We start from the raw sequence: 18369 nt of genomic DNA, 5'->3' as shown, positions 1-18369 counted from the left end.
AGCACTGAATTTACACCAAAATAAACTTTTGTTTTTTAAAGTGTAGTTTTATGCGTAAACATCTATTATTAATTATGTTCATCATGATGGGCAACCTTGCGGCATTTGCGCAAGACCTGTCAATCTCGGGGATTGTCCGAGATACTGATGGAAGCGGCTTGCCAGGTGCAAGTGTGTTGGTGAAAGGAACCACTCACGGGGTTTCTACTGATATGGATGGTAAATTCACCTTAGACGGCTTGTCGAAAGACAACACGATCGTCTTTTCATTCATTGGAATGGAATCTCAGGAAGCCGTTGTAGGTAACCGTTCAAATTTCGACATTCAGTTGAAAGCTCAAGTGAACAACCTTCAGGAGGTTGTTGTAGTAGGTTATGGTCAGGCAAAATCGAAAGATTTGACTTCTCCAATTGCTACGATTAAATCTGACGAATTAACGAAAGTACACTCTACATCCCCTATGGGAAGTATTCAGGGTAAAGTTCCTGGTGTAACTGTTGTTAACTCTGGTGCTCCAGGTGCGGGCGCTTCAGTTCACATTCGTGGTGTAGGTTCTATCGGGAACTCTTCTCCATTATATGTAGTGGATGGAATGTTCTACGATGATATTAACTTCTTGAACCCTAACGATATCGAGTCGATGTCGATTTTGAAAGATGCTTCAGCAGCAGCGATCTACGGGGTAAAAGCAGCGAATGGTGTTGTTTTGATCACTACCAAAGGCGGTGTGAAAAATACAAAAATGAAAGTCGTTTATGACGGCTACTATGGTGTCCAAACCGTTACGCAAAGATTGAAAATGGCCAATACGGCACAGTATTCTTCGATCATGCGTGCATCAGGAAATGCAGACCTTGCAGGTTTGGTAGACAAATCAATGGCTTATTATGGTGCCAATGGCAACCTTCCTTCAGTGGACACTGACTGGTACGGAGAATTGCTAAAAGATTCAGCGCCTATTCAGAGCCATAACCTGACCCTTTCAGGTGGTACTGAAAAATCTACTTACTCTTTCGGTGTAAGTTATTTTGATCAGGATGGTATCATGAATGCAACGGGTAACTACAACCGTTTGTCGTTCCGTACCAAAATGGATTACCAATTGACGAAAGCGTTGAAAGTGGGAACAAACTTCATGTTCACTGATGAAAACTCACAACATGATAACGACGGTGCTTGGTTCCAGGCATTTATCAATGCGCCAATTTACCCTGTAATGGATGGTAAATTGACTGATGCAGAATCTTTCCCATTGAAATTCGCGACGCCTCACTTCTTCGGAAAAGATGCTAACGGCCAGCCTATCGACGGTTACGATACTTATTATACTAACCCAATGTTGATGGCCGCTTACACAGGAGATAACAAGAATGAAGCTTACCGTTTCATGCCTTCGTTCTTTGCTGAATTGAAGCCTTTCCAGAGCAAGGATATCACTTTCCGTTCTGCTATCAACATGGATTATCGCTACGGACGTGGCCGTACTTATACGCCAAGTTATGTGAATGGTAAATCTATTCAAGAGAAAAACCACTTGACAAAATACGATCAGTGGAATGCCAACTATGTATGGGATAACACCGCTACATGGGGATTGAACTTCGGAGATAACGACTTGACTGTAATGGCTGGTTTCTCTGTTCGTCAGAACAACTACCGCCGTGCATGGGCTAATGTTGATGATGTGAAAAACCCTGATTATATCAATTCTGGTGACAAAACATCTTCTACAGCTGATGATGCTGGATCTCGTTTCCGTGGTGTTTCTGCCTTCTCTCGTATCTCTTATGCTTTGAAAGACCGTTATTTGGTATCTGCAACAATGCGTGCCGATGGTTCTTCTAAATACCAACAAACTTGGGGTTATTTCCCATCTATCGGTTTGGGTTGGGTAATGTCTGACGAGAACTTCATGGCTGGTTTGAAAAACCATGGTGTTGATTTCTTGAAGTTGCGTGCTTCATGGGGTCAGTTGGGTAACGATAACGTTGCTGCTAACGATGGTTTTGCAAAAGTTTCTCACGGTGGATTGGGTGACTCTGGGGTGTTCGGTGGTACGAACATGATTCCTGGTATGGTTAACCAAACCAACTACACTGATTTGAACTGGGAAAAAGTAGAAGAGACCAACGTTGGTATCGACTCTAAATTCTTGGACTACCGTCTGAACATCGAAGCGGATTACTTCCGTCGTGATACTAAAGACTTGGCATTCTCAAACACTTTGCCTAACGGTAAAGGATCTTTGCTTCGTAACTCTGGTACTGTTCGTAACTCAGGTATTGAGTTGAACGTGAACTGGAACGATAAAATCGGCGATGATTTCAGCTACTCTATCGGTGGTAACTTGTCGAAATTACACAACGAAGTGATCTCTTTGGGAGATCAGCCAAACTACTATACAGGTTCTCCTGAATTCCCTCAATTGACAGAGGTAGGTACACCATTGTTCTCGTTCTACGGATACAAAAAATTGGGTGTTTACCAAAATCAAGCGGAAATCGACGGTGACCCAATCGCTAAAGCGAATGGCTTGCAACCTGGTGATTTCAAATATGAGGATAAAGATGGTGATGGCCAGTTAACTCCTGATGACCGTCAGTTGATTGGTAACTACCAACCAGATTACACTTATGGTATCAACTTGAGCATGACTTACAAATCATGGACTTTAGGCGCTACTTTCCAAGGTGTTCAGGGCGTAGATTTGTTCAACCGTCGTCGTGCGGATATCAACAAACACCCTCGTAACAACATGGATGCCGCAGTGGCGAATGGTCTTTGGACTGGCGAAGGAAGCACTAACGCTTACCCATCTGCAGCAGGTTTGTTCAAGCCTTGGAACACACAGAAATTCTCTACTTTCTTCATCGAAGACGGTTCATATTTCCGAGTTCAGAACATCCGTTTGGCTTACAACTTGCCAAAAAGCTTGTTGAGCAAATTACAGATTTCTTCAGCACAGCTTTACTTGAATGCTGACCGTCCATTTACTTCTTTCAAATCTAATGGCTTTACGCCAGAGGTTCCAGGTGGTATTGACAGCGGTGTTTACCCAGTATCTTCAGTATTCTCTTTGGGTGCTAACGTAACATTCTAAGGCTTTTAAATTCGAACAAGATGAAACTTAAATATTTAGTTGCAGCAGCAATGATGGGAGTAGTTACACTTCCATCTTGTAACAACTTCTTGGACATCACGCAGGAGAATACAAATCCTACGGAAACCATCAATTACAGCGATCTTTCGCAAATGTATGCACCAGTTTCTGGTACTTATGCGATTGCCCGTTCCAAAATGACCCAATGGGAAGTTTGGCCATTGTTGAACGTTCGTGGTGATGAAGTAACCAAAGGTGGTGGCTCTGAGGCCGATCAGCACGATTACCTTGAAGTAGAAAATTATAACTACGATGCAATACAGAACTTCTGGGCGTTGAACAACGCCTGGATGGCCTACTATGGTATCATTTATAACACCTTCGACAACCAAAAATTGTTGGACAACTTCAAGCCGTACTTGAATACGGACAAGGATAAAGATATGTATGCACAATACACTGCGGAGATCACTTTCCACAGAGCACTGGCTTACTACTTTATCTCAAACCTTTGGGGAGATGCACCGATTATTCCTGCAGACAACCAAATGGCCGTAGTGATTCCTAAGTCTTCGCAGCAGCAGATCCGTCAGCATGTGATTGATATGTTGAAAGACATTCTTCCTGCTTTGCCTGCACAGCGTCCTGACCAGAATTCACATCCTGGAGCGGTAACAAAATATACTGCCGAAACATTGATCGCCAAAACGGCGCTTCAAATGGGCGATATGCAGACCGTAAAAGAAATGACCGATGACATCATCAACAATGGTGGATTCTCACTTCAAACGGGCGCAAACTACAGAACATTGTTCCAGATTCCTGGCAAGTTGTGTGCGGAGTCTATCTATGAATTCCAATTCACTGATTTCGGCAACCCTACAGGTGATAATATCTATGGTGGCGCTTGGTTCCAACACCAGGGTCCACGTGGTGCATCAGGTAACTTGAGTGGCTGGGGATTCGGTACTATCGAGCCTGGCTTCATCAAATTCATGAAAGACCGTAAGGAAACAACTCGTTACGATATCGATGTACTTGAGTCTGGGAAAACAACTCCTGAAGGAGATGCAATTCCTGAATTCAAGCCTTCATATGCGCCTTACAACGGTACTGACGCCAACTACAATGCGAAAGCTTACACGCCATCAAGCCAGATTACTGCTGGTCGTAACGATTACGGTGTAGGTAACAACATTCGCTTGTTCCGTTATGCAGATGTATTGTTGATGAATGCTGAAGCCAAATTGGCTGTTGGTGGCGATGCTGCGACACCATTCAACTTGGTACGTCAGCGTGCAAGCATGCCAGCGATTGCTGCACCAACAAAAGCGGACATCCTGAACGAGCGTCGTGCAGAAATGGCCAATGAGTGGGGTGATCGTTTTAACGATTTGGTTCGTACCAATGATCCTTCAGTAAAAGGACATGAGTTCTTGCCTTATCCTACAGCTCAGGTGGATTTGAACCCTGATCTTGCGAATTAATTTTTAGCATTGAAGGAAAGGTAATTTACCTTTCCTTCTTTTCCATTACATAGATTTCTTAACCGACTTCAAATGAAAATTCAACAACTACTCAAGAATATGGCGATGCCCATCATTGCACCTGCAATGTTGATCATGGCAGCTTCTTGTAGCCACGAACCAAGTGCTACACAGAAGTACGACTGGCAGTCCTATTCCAAAGATCCCGTGATTGAGCACAAAGTAGATTCTTTGCTTTCTATCATGTCACTGGATGAAAAAATCGGTCAGATGTCGCAGTTCGCTGGTCAAGGCGCTGTTACAGGACCAAAAATCGACGACCACTTTAAAGGCTATTTGAAAAAGGGTGAAGTAGGCTCTATGTTCAACGTTTTTGGTGCCAAGGGTCTTCGTAAAATTCAGGAGGAAGCGATCAAAAACTCTCCTCATCATATTCCGATTCTTTTTGCTGCCGATGTGATCCACGGTTACAAAACCATCTTCCCAATGCCATTGGGCGAGGCGGCTTCCTGGGATTTGGGCATGATGTACAAGACGGCGCGTATTGCGGCGGAAGAAGCATCATCGACAGGGATCAGCTGGACATTCGCTCCTATGGTGGATATCGGGCGCGATGCACGCTGGGGACGTAACATGGAAGGTGCAGGAGAAGATGCTTATTTGGGCTCTTTGATTGCCGAAGCACGTGTTAAAGGTTTCCAGGGAATCACAACATACAAAGATTTTACTAAACCAAATACGATTTTGGCTTGTACCAAGCACTTCGCTGCTTATGGTGCTACAGAATCTGGTCGTGAGTATAACACTGTAGATATCTCTGACCGTACTTTGCGTGAGACTTACTTCCCAACTTACCATGCAACGGTAAAAGCGGGCGTAGCGACTTTCATGACTTCGTTCAACGAAATCGCTGGTGTACCTTCTACAGGTAGCAAGTATTTGTATACTGACGTTTTGCGTAAGGAATGGGGATTCACCGGTATGGTGGTAACAGATTACACTGCAATCAACGAATTGGTAGCGCATGGTTTTGCGGCTGATTTGAAAGAAGCAGGAATGAAATCTGCCAATGCAGGAATCGACATGGACATGAATGGCGAGGTATTCGTTAAAAACCTTCACGCTTTGGTGAAAGAAGGTAAAGTGTCTGAAAAAACCATCAACCGTGCAGCAGCGCGTATTTTGGAATTGAAATTCATGCTGGGCTTGTTCCAGGATCCTTTCCGTTATATGGATGAGGCTCGTGAGAAAGCAACCGTAGGTAAGCCTGAATTCAGAAAAGTAGCCCGTAAGGCTGCAGCGGCATCAATGGTATTGTTGAAAAACAAAAACAACGTTTTGCCTCTTCAGAAAAATGTCGCTAAACGTGTTGCCTTGATCGGTCCGATGATCAAAGAGCGTCGCAGCTTGAACGGTGAGTGGGCAATCCGCGGAGACCGCAAAGAGTCTGTTACTTTGTATGAAGGTTTAACGGCCAAATACAAAGGCACAAAAGTGAAATTCACTTACGCTAAAGGATGTGACCTTTTGAACAAAGAAGGACACAAAGGTTTTGCTGCTGCTTTGCGTGCGGCGCGTAATGCTGATGTGATCTTGTTCGCTGGTGGTGAAGATTTCAACTGGTCTGGTGAAGCGGCTTGCCGTACCAACATTCAGTTGCCTGCTCCACAAGTTGACTTGTTGAAAGCACTGAAAAAATTGCATAAGCCAATCGTGATGGTAACGTTGAACGGTCGTCCTTTGGATCTTTCTTGGGAAGATGCCAACCTTGACGGTATCGTTGAAGCGTGGTACCCAGGTACTGAAGCAGGTAATGCAGTGGCAGATATCATCTCTGGAGATGTAAACCCTGCAGCGAAAATCACCATGACATTCCCACGTAATGTTGGTCAGGTGCCAATCTACTACAACCGCAAGAACACGGGTCGTCCATTGGATGAAAAGCACTGGGCAGATTACAAATCATCTTACATTGATTCACCAAACTCTCCATTGTACCCATTCGGTTACGGTTTGAGTTATACTTCTTTCCAATACAGCAATTTGAAACTTGACCAAAAATCTTTCACTAAAGATGGTCAGATTAAAGTTTCTGTAGACGTGAAAAACACAGGTAAATATGACGGTCAGGAGATTGTGCAGATGTACATCCGCGACATCGCCGCTTCGGTTACCCGTCCTGTGAAAGAATTGAAAGGATTCCACAAAATCGCATTGAAAAAAGGAGAAACAAAAACGGTTCACTTTACCATCAACAAGAAAACCATCGAGTTCCTTGGATTGGATGCGAAAACTTTGGTAGCTGAACCAGGCAAATTCGACCTTTGGGTAGCGAAAAGCGCTGGCGACAACTCATTACATACACAGTTCTCTTACCAATAAGACGAGCTGATTTTCAAAGCCCCTGTTTTTTGAACGGGGGCTTTATTTCTATTGTAATCTTTCTTCCCCTATTATATGAAAAAGGCTTTACTTATATTATTTACCTTCATTTTTTCACAGGCATTCGCCCAGGATGCTTACTTTTTCAGGAACAGTAAGAACGCTGAATATTACGATACTGGCTTGGCTTTTCCTACTGCACCAAGCCTTTTAAAGCAAGTGAATGGCGATAAATTGCCTGTAACTTCGGCTGTTGCCGTCGAAGGAAACGCCCTTGAGCTTAGCTATACCTCCATGCCTAACGGGCAATGGAAAGCAGTAATTATAACACCAGGATGGGGTTTTCAGGATCTGAGTGTGAAGAAGGAAATCACGTTCATGCTTCGCTCCGAAGTGGCTTTAGCAGCCAACGATCTTCCTGATTTTAGCCTCGAAGCCCAAACAGGTGCCAATGTTACCGCCAAGCAACCGCTTGCTAACTATATCAAAGATTTACCTGCTCAGCAATGGGTAAAAGTAACAATCCCTTTGGAGGCCCTGAGAAAGGATGCCGCCAATGCAAATATTGACTTTCAAAAAATTAAAGGCTTTAATTTCGAGCAAGGTGGCACCGATGGAAAACCCCATACCCTGTATGTGGACAACATCACGGCGACCGGGGCGCAAGGGGTAGACCCTAACCAGCCTTTGCCGGAATTGAACAACCTAAAAATCAAAGGCTATGACAGCCATATAGAAATTACCTTCGATGCCCCTTCAGCAACTGGCTATCAGGCGGCACTTTATCATATCAATCGCCAAAAAGACACCGTTGAGGTGGCGACCACCAACTTGAATCACTTTATGGATTTTGTTGGGCAGGATACCACCGTACAATATGCGGTGCGCTGGTTGCAAAATGGCAGAAAATCCCCTTATCAGTTGCTAAAAGCAAGCACAAAAACCATGACTGACCAACAGCTTGTGGAAATGGTGCAGGAGCATACCTTCCGTTTTTTCTGGGACGGTGCCTTTGCCACAGGCGTAACCGCAGAGCGTAGAACCGTAGGGCAAGACCCTGGAAATATCGTGGCCACAGGTGGTTCTGGCTGGGGCTTTATGGCTGTTCCTGTTGGGGTAAAACACCAATGGATCAGCAGGGCAGAAGGCGCACAACGCGTATTGAACATGCTGAACTTCTTCCGTGGTGCCGAACGCTTCCATGGAGCTTGGGCACACTGGATTGATATTAATACGGGAAAAGCCATTCCATTTTCAGAAAAAGACAACGGTGCCGACATCGTCGAAACGGCTTTGCTGGCACAGGGAATGATCGCTACTTCTTCCTATTTCGACGGCTCCAATGCAACGGAAACAATGATCCGCAGCCGCGTAAAAGAATTATTGAATACCATTGAATGGAAATGGTTCCTGAACAAGGGAAATAGCATTTTCTGGCACTGGTCTCCTGATTATGGATTTGCCATGAACCATACGGTGCATGGTTTCAATGAAGCCATGATCGTTTATGTACTTGCCGCAGCAGGTGAGCATGGCGTAGGCAAAGTGCCTTACGATAAAGGCTGGGCTATGGATGGCAAAATGCGTAATGGGCAGACCTTCTATAATTTTAAGTTGCCTTTGGGCTACGATATGGGTGGTTCATTATTCCTGAGCCAGTATTCTTTCATGGTCGTGGATCCGAACGGATTGAGTGACCAGTATGCCAAATACGACGAGCAGGTGATCAATCAGACAAAAATCAACCATGCCTACTGTGTGGCCAATACTTCCAAAGGATATTCAAACTTGATTTGGGGACTGACCGCCTCCGATATTCCTGGCGGTTATTTTGCCAGCGAACCAAGTTCAAGTGGTGCCAACGATGACGGTACCATTGCACCAACAGCGGCTTTGGGAGCGATGGCCTATACCCCTGAACTTTCCCTGCCAACATTGAAGAAATTCTATCGTGAACTCGGGCCAAAAATCTTCAAGTGGTATGGCTTCCGCGATGCTTTCAATACCCATAAAGACTGGGTAGCAGCAGGCTATTTGGCCATTGATGAAGGACCAATTTTGGTGATGCTGGAAAACTACAGCAGTGGTTTACTCTGGAAACTCGGCATGACCTCTCCTTACATTCAGTCGGGTTTGAAACGCCTGAATATTGCCTGGAACAAGGAAAAATACGATGTCATTACAGCGGCTACAAAACCTGTGGAACGCATGACCGACGCCCGTGTTTTTGTAAACCAAAATCAGCAGTTGTTGCGCATTTTCACCAAAGAGCCGATTAAGCGGGCTTCGGTACGCGCCATTTCGATGCTTGGGCAGTCGTATGCACTGGCTAACCTTCAGCAGTACAATACCTACAGCACGGTGCGCCTCGGTCACCTTGCGGCAGGTATCTACTTCTTGCAATTCGAAACGCAAGATGGCAAGCATGCCAATGTGAAATTTATGCTGAAATAAAAAATACCACCTGTACGGATGTTGCATGCAATGTCCGTACAGGTTTAAAATAGCGCAGGGTTTTACCTGCATATACCAACACCAGCTTTGAGTATGTTTTTTTGACGATCTCCTGATGGCTTATTGGGAGACAAAACTTTCCCTATTATGAAAAAAAAGATAACGTCTGTATTTTTAACGTTGCTGCTAATGTTACCCATTGCGGGGGCATGGGCAAAAACGGACCACCTTAAACTCAAGGCCGAAGGCTATGACAGCCACGTGGATTTACAATGGCAAGCCGTAAAGGGCGCAACTGCCTATCAGATTTTTGCGAGAGAAGAGGGGCAAAAGGAATTTACCCTTCGTGCAAAGACAGCGGACCTTCATTATCTTGATTTTGTGACGGATCTCGGACGGAATATCGCCCTGGATTATAAAGTTACTCCTGTAGTGAATGGCCACGCTTTGGCATCTTCGGCAGTGGCACATGCGGCCATTCATGATTTCTCTGACGATCAGCTGGTGAATATGGTGCAGCAATACACCTTTCGGTACTTTTGGGATTATGCCGATGCTAAAACAGGCTTGGCCTGGGAGCGTAATTCAGACCCAAAAGATGCCGCGATCGCCATTGGCGGCAGTGGTTTCGGTGTCATGACGATCGTTGTGGCGGCAGAACATGGCTGGATCACCCGTGAGCAGGCGGTGGCTCGCCTGACAAAAATTACGCACTTTTTGAAAAATGCAGAGCGTTATCATGGCATGTGGTCGCATTGGTATTATGCTTCCAATGGAAAAACCAAAGCCTTTTCAAAATACGATGATGGTGGCGATTTAGTAGAGTCTGCTTTTATGGCGGAAGGATTGCTGACCGTCCGTCAGTACTTCAATAAAAACAACAAATCTGAAACTGCATTGCGCAATACCATTACCGACCTTTGGGAAGGCATGGACTGGCAATGGTATACCAACGGACAAAAAGGATTGACCTGGCACTGGTCCAAGAAATACGGCTTCAAAATGAACTTCGTCATTCATGGTTACAATGAATGCCTGATTGCCTACATTCTTGCGGAATCGTCGCCAACACACCCCATCACCAAGGCGGGTTACAACACCGTTTGGGCGGGCAGAAATAGCGTTACCCACCGCAATGGCAATATTTATTATGGCATGAGTTTGCCTTTGGGTAATAAGGAACACATGGGTGGCCCATTATTCTTTGCCCATTATTCTTATCAGGGGCTTGATCCTCGTGGCTTGCGTGATCAGTATGCTAATTACTGGGAGCAAAACCGTCGTCATACGTTAATCAACCGCGCTTATTGTATCGATAACCCAAGAGGCTATGCCGGTTATGGTGAAAACCTTTGGGGACTCACCGCCAGTGATCTGGTACCGAATGGCTATGGCGCAAGTGCACCCAACCGTGATTATGGCGTGATTGCCCCAACAGCGGCACTTTCTTCAATGCCTTACGCTCCAGCGGAATCCATGAAGGTGCTTAAAAACCTTTACAGAAACTTCGGAAAAGATACCTTCGGGAAATACGGTTTTTATGATGCCGTGAAGCCTGCCTTGCGCGGTACTTCAACCCCTTGGGTGCGTAAAAACTACCTGGCGATTGATCAGGGACCGATTGTAAACATGATGGAAAATTATCGCTCGGGCTTGCTGTGGAATAATTTTATGAAGAATAAAGAAATCCTGAAAGGACTTCAGAAGCTTGGGTTTACACGTCATGGAAAAACCATCGCAGTACAATAATGGGGATCGGAATAATCAAAAAAATAGCTTTAATGGTACTGGCGATGGTCAGTACCCTAAGCTTGGCACAAGCACAGGAAGGGCACTTTGAGGCGCGGCAGTTTACTTCAGGAAATCAGGTATTAAATTACCGTATGCTGAAGCCTGCACATTTTGAGCAAGGGAAGCAATACCCCTTGGTGGTTTTTTTGCACGGCTCAGGCGAGCGAGGCAACGACAATAAAATTCAGCTGGTGCATGGCGCTTCGGTATTCACCAATGCTGAAAATATGGCCAAGCACCCTGCCATAGTCATTTTTCCACAGTGCCCAAAAGATCAAAGCTGGGTGAAGATGTCGCGCACGCATAAAAAAGGGGAGGATGCTACCTTCCTTTTTCCCAAAACCAAAAAACCACAGCCTGCCATGGCTTTGGTGAATGAATTGGTGGACAGCCTGCGGGCAAGTGGACAGGTCAATAAAAAGCAAGTATATGTGATGGGGCTTTCGCTCGGCGGTTTCGGTACGCTGGATTGTTTGCAGCGGTGGCCTCATAAATATGCGGCGGCGGTTGTGATTTGCGGCGGGAACAATCCCGAGCTGGCGCATCGGTACCGCCGTAAGCCAATTTGGTTCTTCCATGGCTCCAAGGATGATATCGTTCCCAACCACTATTCAAGAGCGATTTACAATAAAATCAAAAAGTATAATTCAGGCACCAAATACACCTTGGTGGAAGGGGCCAACCACAACAGCTGGGACAGTGCATTTGCTACTCCTGAACTGCTCGACTGGTTGTTTCAGTGGAAAAAATAATCCCTCGATTCCCCGCCTCAGCCTGATGTTTTACGCCTAATTTTGAAAGGATATCATGAACAAAATCAATTGCTTTATTCAATTCGTAGCCGTCTGTTTGATGGGGGCCATCGTGATGGGGTGTTCCCGTCAGCAATCGGACCCATTTTTAAAAACAAGCGTGCTCAATAAGGCAGATTTTGATTTCAATAACCATGATGAGGTATCGGTGGATTTGCGTGGGGAGTCGGTGTCGGGGCTGAAGGCCATCAAGATTTTAGAAGGGAAGAAAGTGTTGGGGCAAAGGCGCCATTTTATGAATCCGCATATTGCGGAATTCACTTTCGATATCGGTAAGCTGCCTGCGGGGGAGCACCACCTATTGGGCCTTACTGAAAATATCCATGGACAGGTGGATTCCCTTTCTTTCGATTTGCCCGTGTGCGAATATAAAAAGCCCAAGCTGGTATTTCATGTAGATTTTGATCACCATCAGGTGAACGACATCAAAGGGTTTTTAAAGGCTAAAATTAAGGGCCGTCCACAATTTACCCGTGGGGTGAAGGGCCTGCACTCTTCGGCCTATCGGGGAAATATCCGCAGTTACCTGACCTATGATATTTCGTCGGTGAACTGGAAGGGCAGCCGCCTGTCGATTTCCTTTTGGTATAAATGCGCCGCTAAAGCGACCAATCGGGAGGCGATACTCAGTATGTGGGCATCAAAAGGATTGCAGGGCATCACGTTAATGCGTCGGGAAAATGGCTATACGGCCAATATTGGTACTGTGGCAGGCGATACCTGGTGTGGTGCTTCTGCACAAACGCCTTCGGGGGGTTCCGAAATTATCCATGATATGCCTTTCAGTAAAAATGGCTGGGATCATGTGGTGCTGACGGTCAGTCCCAAAATGCTGAAATTATATGTCAATGGGGTTTTGGCAGTACAGAATGACCTTCATCATAAAATTGATTGGCGCAATGTGAATACCTTGTCCATAGGATCGGGATTGCCTAATTATAAACGATTTAACTATCAGACCGCCACAGGAAGCATTGATCATGTAAAGATTTTCAATTCAACGCTTTCGGCAGAAGATGTAAGGAATATTACAAAAATCTAAACGACTAAACACAATAAATGCTATGAAATATCTTAGCGGAATCGTATTGCTGATCATCGCCTTGGCGAGCTGCAGCCCTAAACCTGAGCAAAAAAAAGAAAGCTCGATTGTTGAGGCAAAAACTTCCTACCTGCCATATCAGCAGGAAGTGAAAAAACCTCTGGACAATTACCTGCACAAGGTTTACATCAATAAGGATGGTATTATGCAATACCGTGTGTTGTATCCTGAAAATTTTGATCCGCACAAAAAATACCCAATGATCTTGATGATCCACGGAATGGGAGAGTGCGGCAGCAATAACGCCAGCCAATTGAACAATGGCGGTAAATTCTTTTTGAATGAAGACTTCCGCAAAAATCACCCTGCGATCGTCGTGTTCCCACAATGTCCACGTGGCTACCGTTGGGATTCCAAAGTGATGCCCGGATCAGGCAAGGAACATTATACCACCAAGAAAAAAGACTGGTACTGGACTTATGACAAGGCACCGAACCATCAGTTGGCCATGTTGATGGACTTCACCAAAGACTTCATTAACAACAGTGGTATTGTGGACAAAAGCAGATGTTATGTTGGTGGAATTTCAATGGGTTGTATGACTGCCTATGAAATTTCTTACCGCATGCCAAATACTTTTGCTGCCGGTTACTACATGTCTGGTGGGGGAAATCCTAAAGATATTGTTGCCAAATGTTCACACATGGCCTTCCGCATCATGCATGGCGATGCCGACAACGTAGTAGATCCTGCCTATGCCGACCGCATGGAAGCAGCATTGAAAGCAGCCAATATCGAAGTGGTACGCAACACTTACCACGGTATCGGTCACGGCCCATGGAACGATCCAATGTTCAAAGAGCCAGGCCTAATGGATTGGTTGTTCTCGCACCATCTGTAAGCCAACCGTTATTTTTATCAGCCTGAAATAATAACCGATTTTTACCTTCTACTGAAAGGAAGAGGGACTATAAGTCAGTAAAAATACTAGCCAGCATCCGCCTGTTTTTTTCTTTTTAATAACACACTTATGACTAAAGTAAAACTATTGGGTAGCGTTTTTACCACAACATCATTGATCGCAATGATGTGTGCGTGTTCTACCAGCGATGATCCGACTCCGATACAAAAGGAGACAGGCATTGTAAAAACCACACTATTGAATCAGGATCAGCTCAATGTTACTGATCACGATAAATTGATTCTTGAGCTTCGTGGGCAAGCAAGTTTAGGGCTGAAAGATATTCGTGTAATTGACGGCGATAAGGTGCAGGAGCGCAACAAGTTCCTCAATAGTGAAATCGCAGAATTCAGCTTCGACCTTGGGGTGCAGTCTGCTGGAGACCATACTTTTTTGGCTATTGTTGAGGGCAAAGATGGGCAGTTGGATACTTTGGAGATTCCTGTGACGGTCAGTAAGTACAAAAAGCCAGGGTTGGTGTTTGAGACTGATTTTGAGGGCAAGAAGGCCGATGATCTTAACGGTGGGCTGAAGGCCACAGCGGTTGGGCCAATCACTTTTGCTCAGGGACATTCGCCAGCGAGCCAGGCATATCAGGGAGCAGAAAACAGCTACCTGACCTATGATGTGAGCGGTGCGAAATGGATGGCCGATAAAGATCAGGCCATGACGATTTCTTTATGGTACAAAAACGATCCTGCGCAAAAAGGTCGTGCGGCTTTAGTAACCCTTTGGGGCGACGATGCCCAGGCATTTAACGGTGTAGCGGTACTGAAACGCGATAAGGGATACAGTGCCAATATTGGTATGGTGAATGGCGATACCTGGTGTGGCTCTTCCGCAAAAAGTGCTTCGGGTGGTTCTACCATCGTTCACAGCCATCCTTTCTCACTCAATAGCTGGGATCATATTGTTTTGACGATCGGTAAAGGGCAATTGAAAATGTATGTGAACGGGGAGTTGTCGGTAACCAACAAAATGTCTTCGGAGATCAACTGGAAATCGGTGACCAAATTGACGATCGGCTCGGGCTTACCGAATTACAACCGTTACAAATATGGCACTGCAACAGGGCAGATCGACAATGTGAAGATCTATAACGCCACCCTTTCTGCAGACGACGTTTCTCAACTGTTCAACAATAAATAATCGCAATACTGTTATGAAAAAATTATTAGCTTTGGCCATGATGGTGTGCGCTTTTATGAGTTGTACATCTAAAGAGGACAGCCCAATTCAGGAGGTGGTAAAGCCGCTTTCTAATCCTGTTACTTCTTATCTGCCTTACGACAGAATCCTTAAAACACCTATGGATCAGTATTATGACAAGGTTTTTGAAGGGACTGAAGGCAGCCTGAATTACCGTATGCTGTTTCCGAAAAACTACGACCCTGCAAAGCAATACCCATTGATTGTGGTACTGCATGGTTTGGGGGAACGCGGCAACGACAATCAACGCCAGCTGAGTAACGGAGGGGCTTTCTTTTTGGAAGATGGTTTCCGCAATCAGCACCAGGCAATTGTCGTATTTCCACAATGCCCTACAAGCACTCGTTGGGACAGCAAAGTTGCGGGCAAAGACAAATTGAAATGGTTCTGGAAGTATAAAGAGGAGCCAACACCGTATTTATCATTAGTAATGAAATTGGTGAATGACCTTCAGGCAAAAAAGGTTGTCGATACGAAGCAAATGTATGCCATGGGAATCTCTTCAGGCGCCATGGGTACGTATGAATTATGCTACCGTATGCCGAAAACTTTTGCGGCGGCGGTTGTGATGTCTGGTGGTGGAAATCCTCAGGATATTGTTGATCATTGTTCAAAAATGGCTTTCCGTATTATGCACGGCGATGCCGACGGAGTAGTGGACATTAGCTATGCTAACCACATGGTTCAAGCCATGAAGGATGCCAAGATGGAAGTGAAACAGGACGTATTCCCTGGTATCGGTCACGGCCCATGGAACGATCCAATGTTTACTACCCCAGGCTTGATGGATTGGTTGTTCTCGCACCATAAATAAAATTTTCATGCCTATGCAGGGATAAAATTATATGATTTGTTGGGGGCTGTCGCGCAACTACGTTTGCAATTTATCAAACCAAATAAAATTTGCTCACGCTCATTTACCCATGGAATGAATTCCATGTCTGTTGCGAAAAGTCCTTTCAGGACTGCTGTGCCGAAGGTATATTTTGTAATCGCTTCGGGTTTTAAGTCGAAGCAGATAAGTGGCCGCATAAAATTTGGATATTGTTCTTTCAAGGACAGTTGTGCAACAGCCGCTAAACAAACAGCCCTGCCACCAACGAGTTAATTTAAAATAGAAAAGAATAGAAAAATACTTACTAAACGACTGAAAATGAAAGCAATCAAAAAGTTGTTGATGTCCGTTGCTGCCGCTGCCTTGTTTGGTGGAAGTGCGATGGCACAGACGCAATTGCCACAGACCTACTGTAACCCGCTGAATGTGGATTACACGTACATGATTTATAATTCCCAAAAAGATATTTCCTATCGTTCAGGGGCTGACCCTTCAGCGGTAGAGTTTCGTGGGGAGTACTATATGTTCGTAACCCGATCAATGGGTTACTGGCATTCAACAGATTTGGTGAACTGGGATTTCATCACGCCTAAAAACTGGTACTTTCAGGGCTCCAATGCACCGACGGCCTTCAACTATAAAGATTCGGTACTCTATGTAGCGGGAAACCCTTCTGGTTCAATGTCGATTTTGCATACCGACAATCCAAAGGCTGGAGAATGGACTCCTTCGCGGTCGATCATCCATAATTTGCAGGATCCTGAGTTGTTCATCGACGACGACGGACAGGCTTATATGTATTGGGGTTCTTCCAATAAATTACCGATCCGCGCACGAAAAATGAACCGCACCAAGCGTTTCACTTATCAGAACAAGGTGTATGAAATGATCAACCTTGATGAGTCTTTGCATGGCTGGGAACGTTTCGGTGAAAACAACTACCATCCAACCCTGAAAGAAGGTTATATTGAGGGGGCATCGATGACGAAACACAACGGTAAATACTACTTGCAATATGGCGCACCAGGCACAGAATTTAATGTGTATGCGGATGGCGTTTATATTGGCGACACCCCACTTGGCCCTTGGAAGTACATGAAGTCGAACCCAATGTGTTTGAAACCAGGTGGTTTCATTAACGGTTCAGGTCACGGTTCTACCATGAAGGATGTTCACGGCCAGTATTGGCATTTTGCATCGATGGCACTGGCGTCGAACTCGCACTGGGAGCGCCGTTTGTGTATGTTCCCAACTTACTTTGACAAAGAGGGCTTGATGCATGCAGATACGCAGTTTGGCGATTACCCTCGCTTTGGTTCCAATCACCCGACCAAACCAGGGCAGTTTGCAGGCTGGATGTTGCTTTCTTATAACAAGCCTGCCAAGGTGGCCTCTTCTTGGATGGAAGTGAACAAAAGCACTGCTGCTGATGGCGAATACCTTGTCGATACACTGAAAGTAACCAAAAACGCCAAAGGTGAATTGCTGGCGCCAGTACTGACGGATGAGAACTCTAAATCTTACTGGGTAGCAAAAGCCAATGACGACCAGCAATTTGTTGAAATTGACCTTCAGAAGCCAGGGAAAATCTATGCGCTACAAATCAATTTCCATGATCATGAGTCTGGTTTGTATGGCCGATACAAAGACATGCGCCACCAATATGTTGTGGAGGCATCGATGGATGGCAAAACCTGGAAAACGATTGTTGACAAGCGCAACAATTATAAGGACGTTCCAAACGACTATGTTCAGTTGCCTGCACCTGTACGTGCGCGCTTTGTGCGTTACAAAAACATCCATGTGCCAACGCCGAATTTAGCCATGTCGGAATTCCGAATTTTTGGTAAAGGTGAAGGGGCGAAACCAGCAAGTGTAAAACACTTTAAAGTGGAGCGCCAAAAAGACCGTCGTGATGCGATGCTGACTTGGGCAAAAGTTAAAGGCGCACAGGGCTACAACATTCGTTGGGGTATTGCTCCAGATAAGTTGTATGAATCGTGGTTGGTGTACGATAAAACATCACTGAAATTGCCTTCATTGGATCGCGATACCAAATATTATGTTGCGATAGAATCTTTCAATGAAAACGGCATTTCTAAATTGTCAAAACCTGTAATGGTGAAATAAAGGTTGCACTGCATTTCTACCAGAATCCCTTTCCAATGCTTTTTGGGGAGGGATTTTTTTTGCGCTAAAACACAAAAAAGGGTTGTGGCCGTGCTCCTCTGATGATGGACTGAACAAAATTGATTTTGTGCTCCATCACCTGATTTACAGTCAGCGACAACCCTT

Annotated in this window: 11 protein-coding genes; all 11 read left to right on the top strand. The window is 45.1% G+C overall.

Translation table 11 applies throughout. The annotated features are described in order from the left end of the window. Positions 1-50: 50 nt before the first annotated feature. Positions 51-3101 carry a SusC/RagA family TonB-linked outer membrane protein gene (locus AABK40_RS14960; RefSeq protein ID WP_332920991.1) on the top strand — a complete coding sequence of 1017 codons (3051 nt, stop codon included), beginning with the start codon at positions 51-53 and terminating at the stop codon, positions 3099-3101. Between the two features lie 20 nt (positions 3102-3121). Further along, positions 3122-4588 carry a RagB/SusD family nutrient uptake outer membrane protein gene (locus AABK40_RS14955; RefSeq protein ID WP_338398482.1) on the top strand — a complete coding sequence of 489 codons (1467 nt, stop codon included), beginning with the start codon at positions 3122-3124 and terminating at the stop codon, positions 4586-4588. 126 nt (positions 4589-4714) lie between these two features. Continuing rightward, positions 4715-6970 carry a beta-glucosidase BglX gene (gene bglX, locus AABK40_RS14950; protein WP_338398601.1) on the top strand — a complete coding sequence of 752 codons (2256 nt, stop codon included), beginning with the start codon at positions 4715-4717 and terminating at the stop codon, positions 6968-6970. A gap of 75 nt (positions 6971-7045) precedes the next feature. Continuing rightward, positions 7046-9424, top strand: coding sequence for a glucoamylase family protein (locus AABK40_RS14945; RefSeq protein WP_338398481.1), 2379 nt, complete (start codon positions 7046-7048; stop codon positions 9422-9424). 147 nt (positions 9425-9571) lie between these two features. Next, a complete protein-coding gene (locus AABK40_RS14940; protein ID WP_338398480.1) occupies positions 9572-11173 on the top strand; it encodes a glucoamylase family protein in 1602 nt (533 codons plus the stop codon). After that, on the top strand, positions 11173-11967 hold the full coding sequence (locus AABK40_RS14935; protein WP_338398479.1) for a carboxylesterase family protein: 795 nt from the start codon (positions 11173-11175) through the stop codon (positions 11965-11967). The genes AABK40_RS14940 and AABK40_RS14935 overlap by 1 nt, the downstream gene beginning before the upstream one ends. A 55-nt stretch (positions 11968-12022) precedes the next feature. After that, positions 12023-13069, top strand: a complete 1047-nt coding sequence (locus AABK40_RS14930) for a LamG domain-containing protein (RefSeq protein ID WP_338398478.1) — start codon at positions 12023-12025, stop codon at positions 13067-13069. A 22-nt stretch (positions 13070-13091) separates the two neighbouring features. Continuing rightward, the gene (locus tag AABK40_RS14925; RefSeq protein WP_338398477.1) at positions 13092-13970 is read left to right on the top strand and encodes a carboxylesterase family protein; all 879 of its coding nucleotides are present in this window, start codon (positions 13092-13094) and stop codon (positions 13968-13970) included. Positions 13971-14099: 129 nt separating this feature from the next. After that, on the top strand, positions 14100-15179 hold the full coding sequence (locus AABK40_RS14920; RefSeq protein ID WP_338398476.1) for a LamG domain-containing protein: 1080 nt from the start codon (positions 14100-14102) through the stop codon (positions 15177-15179). A 13-nt stretch (positions 15180-15192) separates the two neighbouring features. Continuing rightward, positions 15193-16053, top strand: a complete 861-nt coding sequence (locus tag AABK40_RS14915) for a carboxylesterase family protein (RefSeq protein ID WP_338398475.1) — start codon at positions 15193-15195, stop codon at positions 16051-16053. Between the two features lie 339 nt (positions 16054-16392). Beyond that, complete coding sequence (locus AABK40_RS14910) at positions 16393-18204, top strand: family 43 glycosylhydrolase (protein ID WP_332921001.1); 1812 nt, start codon at positions 16393-16395, stop codon at positions 18202-18204. Positions 18205-18369: the final 165 nt, after the last annotated feature.

This window comes from Persicobacter psychrovividus (assembly GCF_036492425.1).
GTDB lineage: Bacteria > Bacteroidota > Bacteroidia > Cytophagales > Cyclobacteriaceae > Persicobacter > Persicobacter psychrovividus.
The sequence above is the reverse complement of the archived record's forward strand: the minus strand, read 5'-3'. Positions and strand labels throughout refer to the sequence as shown.

Bases quoted from the DNA above. Each gene is read 5' to 3' on its own strand.
- AABK40_RS14960 (WP_332920991.1), top strand. From the start codon at position 51: ATGCGTAAACATCTATTATTAATTATGTTCATCATGATGGGCAACCTT.
- AABK40_RS14955 (WP_338398482.1), top strand. From the start codon at position 3,122: ATGAAACTTAAATATTTAGTTGCAGCAGCAATGATGGGAGTAGTTACA.
- bglX (WP_338398601.1), top strand. From the start codon at position 4,715: ATGTTGATCATGGCAGCTTCTTGTAGCCACGAACCAAGTGCTACACAG.
- AABK40_RS14945 (WP_338398481.1), top strand. From the start codon at position 7,046: ATGAAAAAGGCTTTACTTATATTATTTACCTTCATTTTTTCACAGGCA.
- AABK40_RS14940 (WP_338398480.1), top strand. From the start codon at position 9,572: ATGAAAAAAAAGATAACGTCTGTATTTTTAACGTTGCTGCTAATGTTA.
- AABK40_RS14935 (WP_338398479.1), top strand. From the start codon at position 11,173: ATGGGGATCGGAATAATCAAAAAAATAGCTTTAATGGTACTGGCGATG.
- AABK40_RS14930 (WP_338398478.1), top strand. From the start codon at position 12,023: ATGAACAAAATCAATTGCTTTATTCAATTCGTAGCCGTCTGTTTGATG.
- AABK40_RS14925 (WP_338398477.1), top strand. From the start codon at position 13,092: ATGAAATATCTTAGCGGAATCGTATTGCTGATCATCGCCTTGGCGAGC.
- AABK40_RS14920 (WP_338398476.1), top strand. From the start codon at position 14,100: ATGACTAAAGTAAAACTATTGGGTAGCGTTTTTACCACAACATCATTG.
- AABK40_RS14915 (WP_338398475.1), top strand. From the start codon at position 15,193: ATGAAAAAATTATTAGCTTTGGCCATGATGGTGTGCGCTTTTATGAGT.
- AABK40_RS14910 (WP_332921001.1), top strand. From the start codon at position 16,393: ATGAAAGCAATCAAAAAGTTGTTGATGTCCGTTGCTGCCGCTGCCTTG.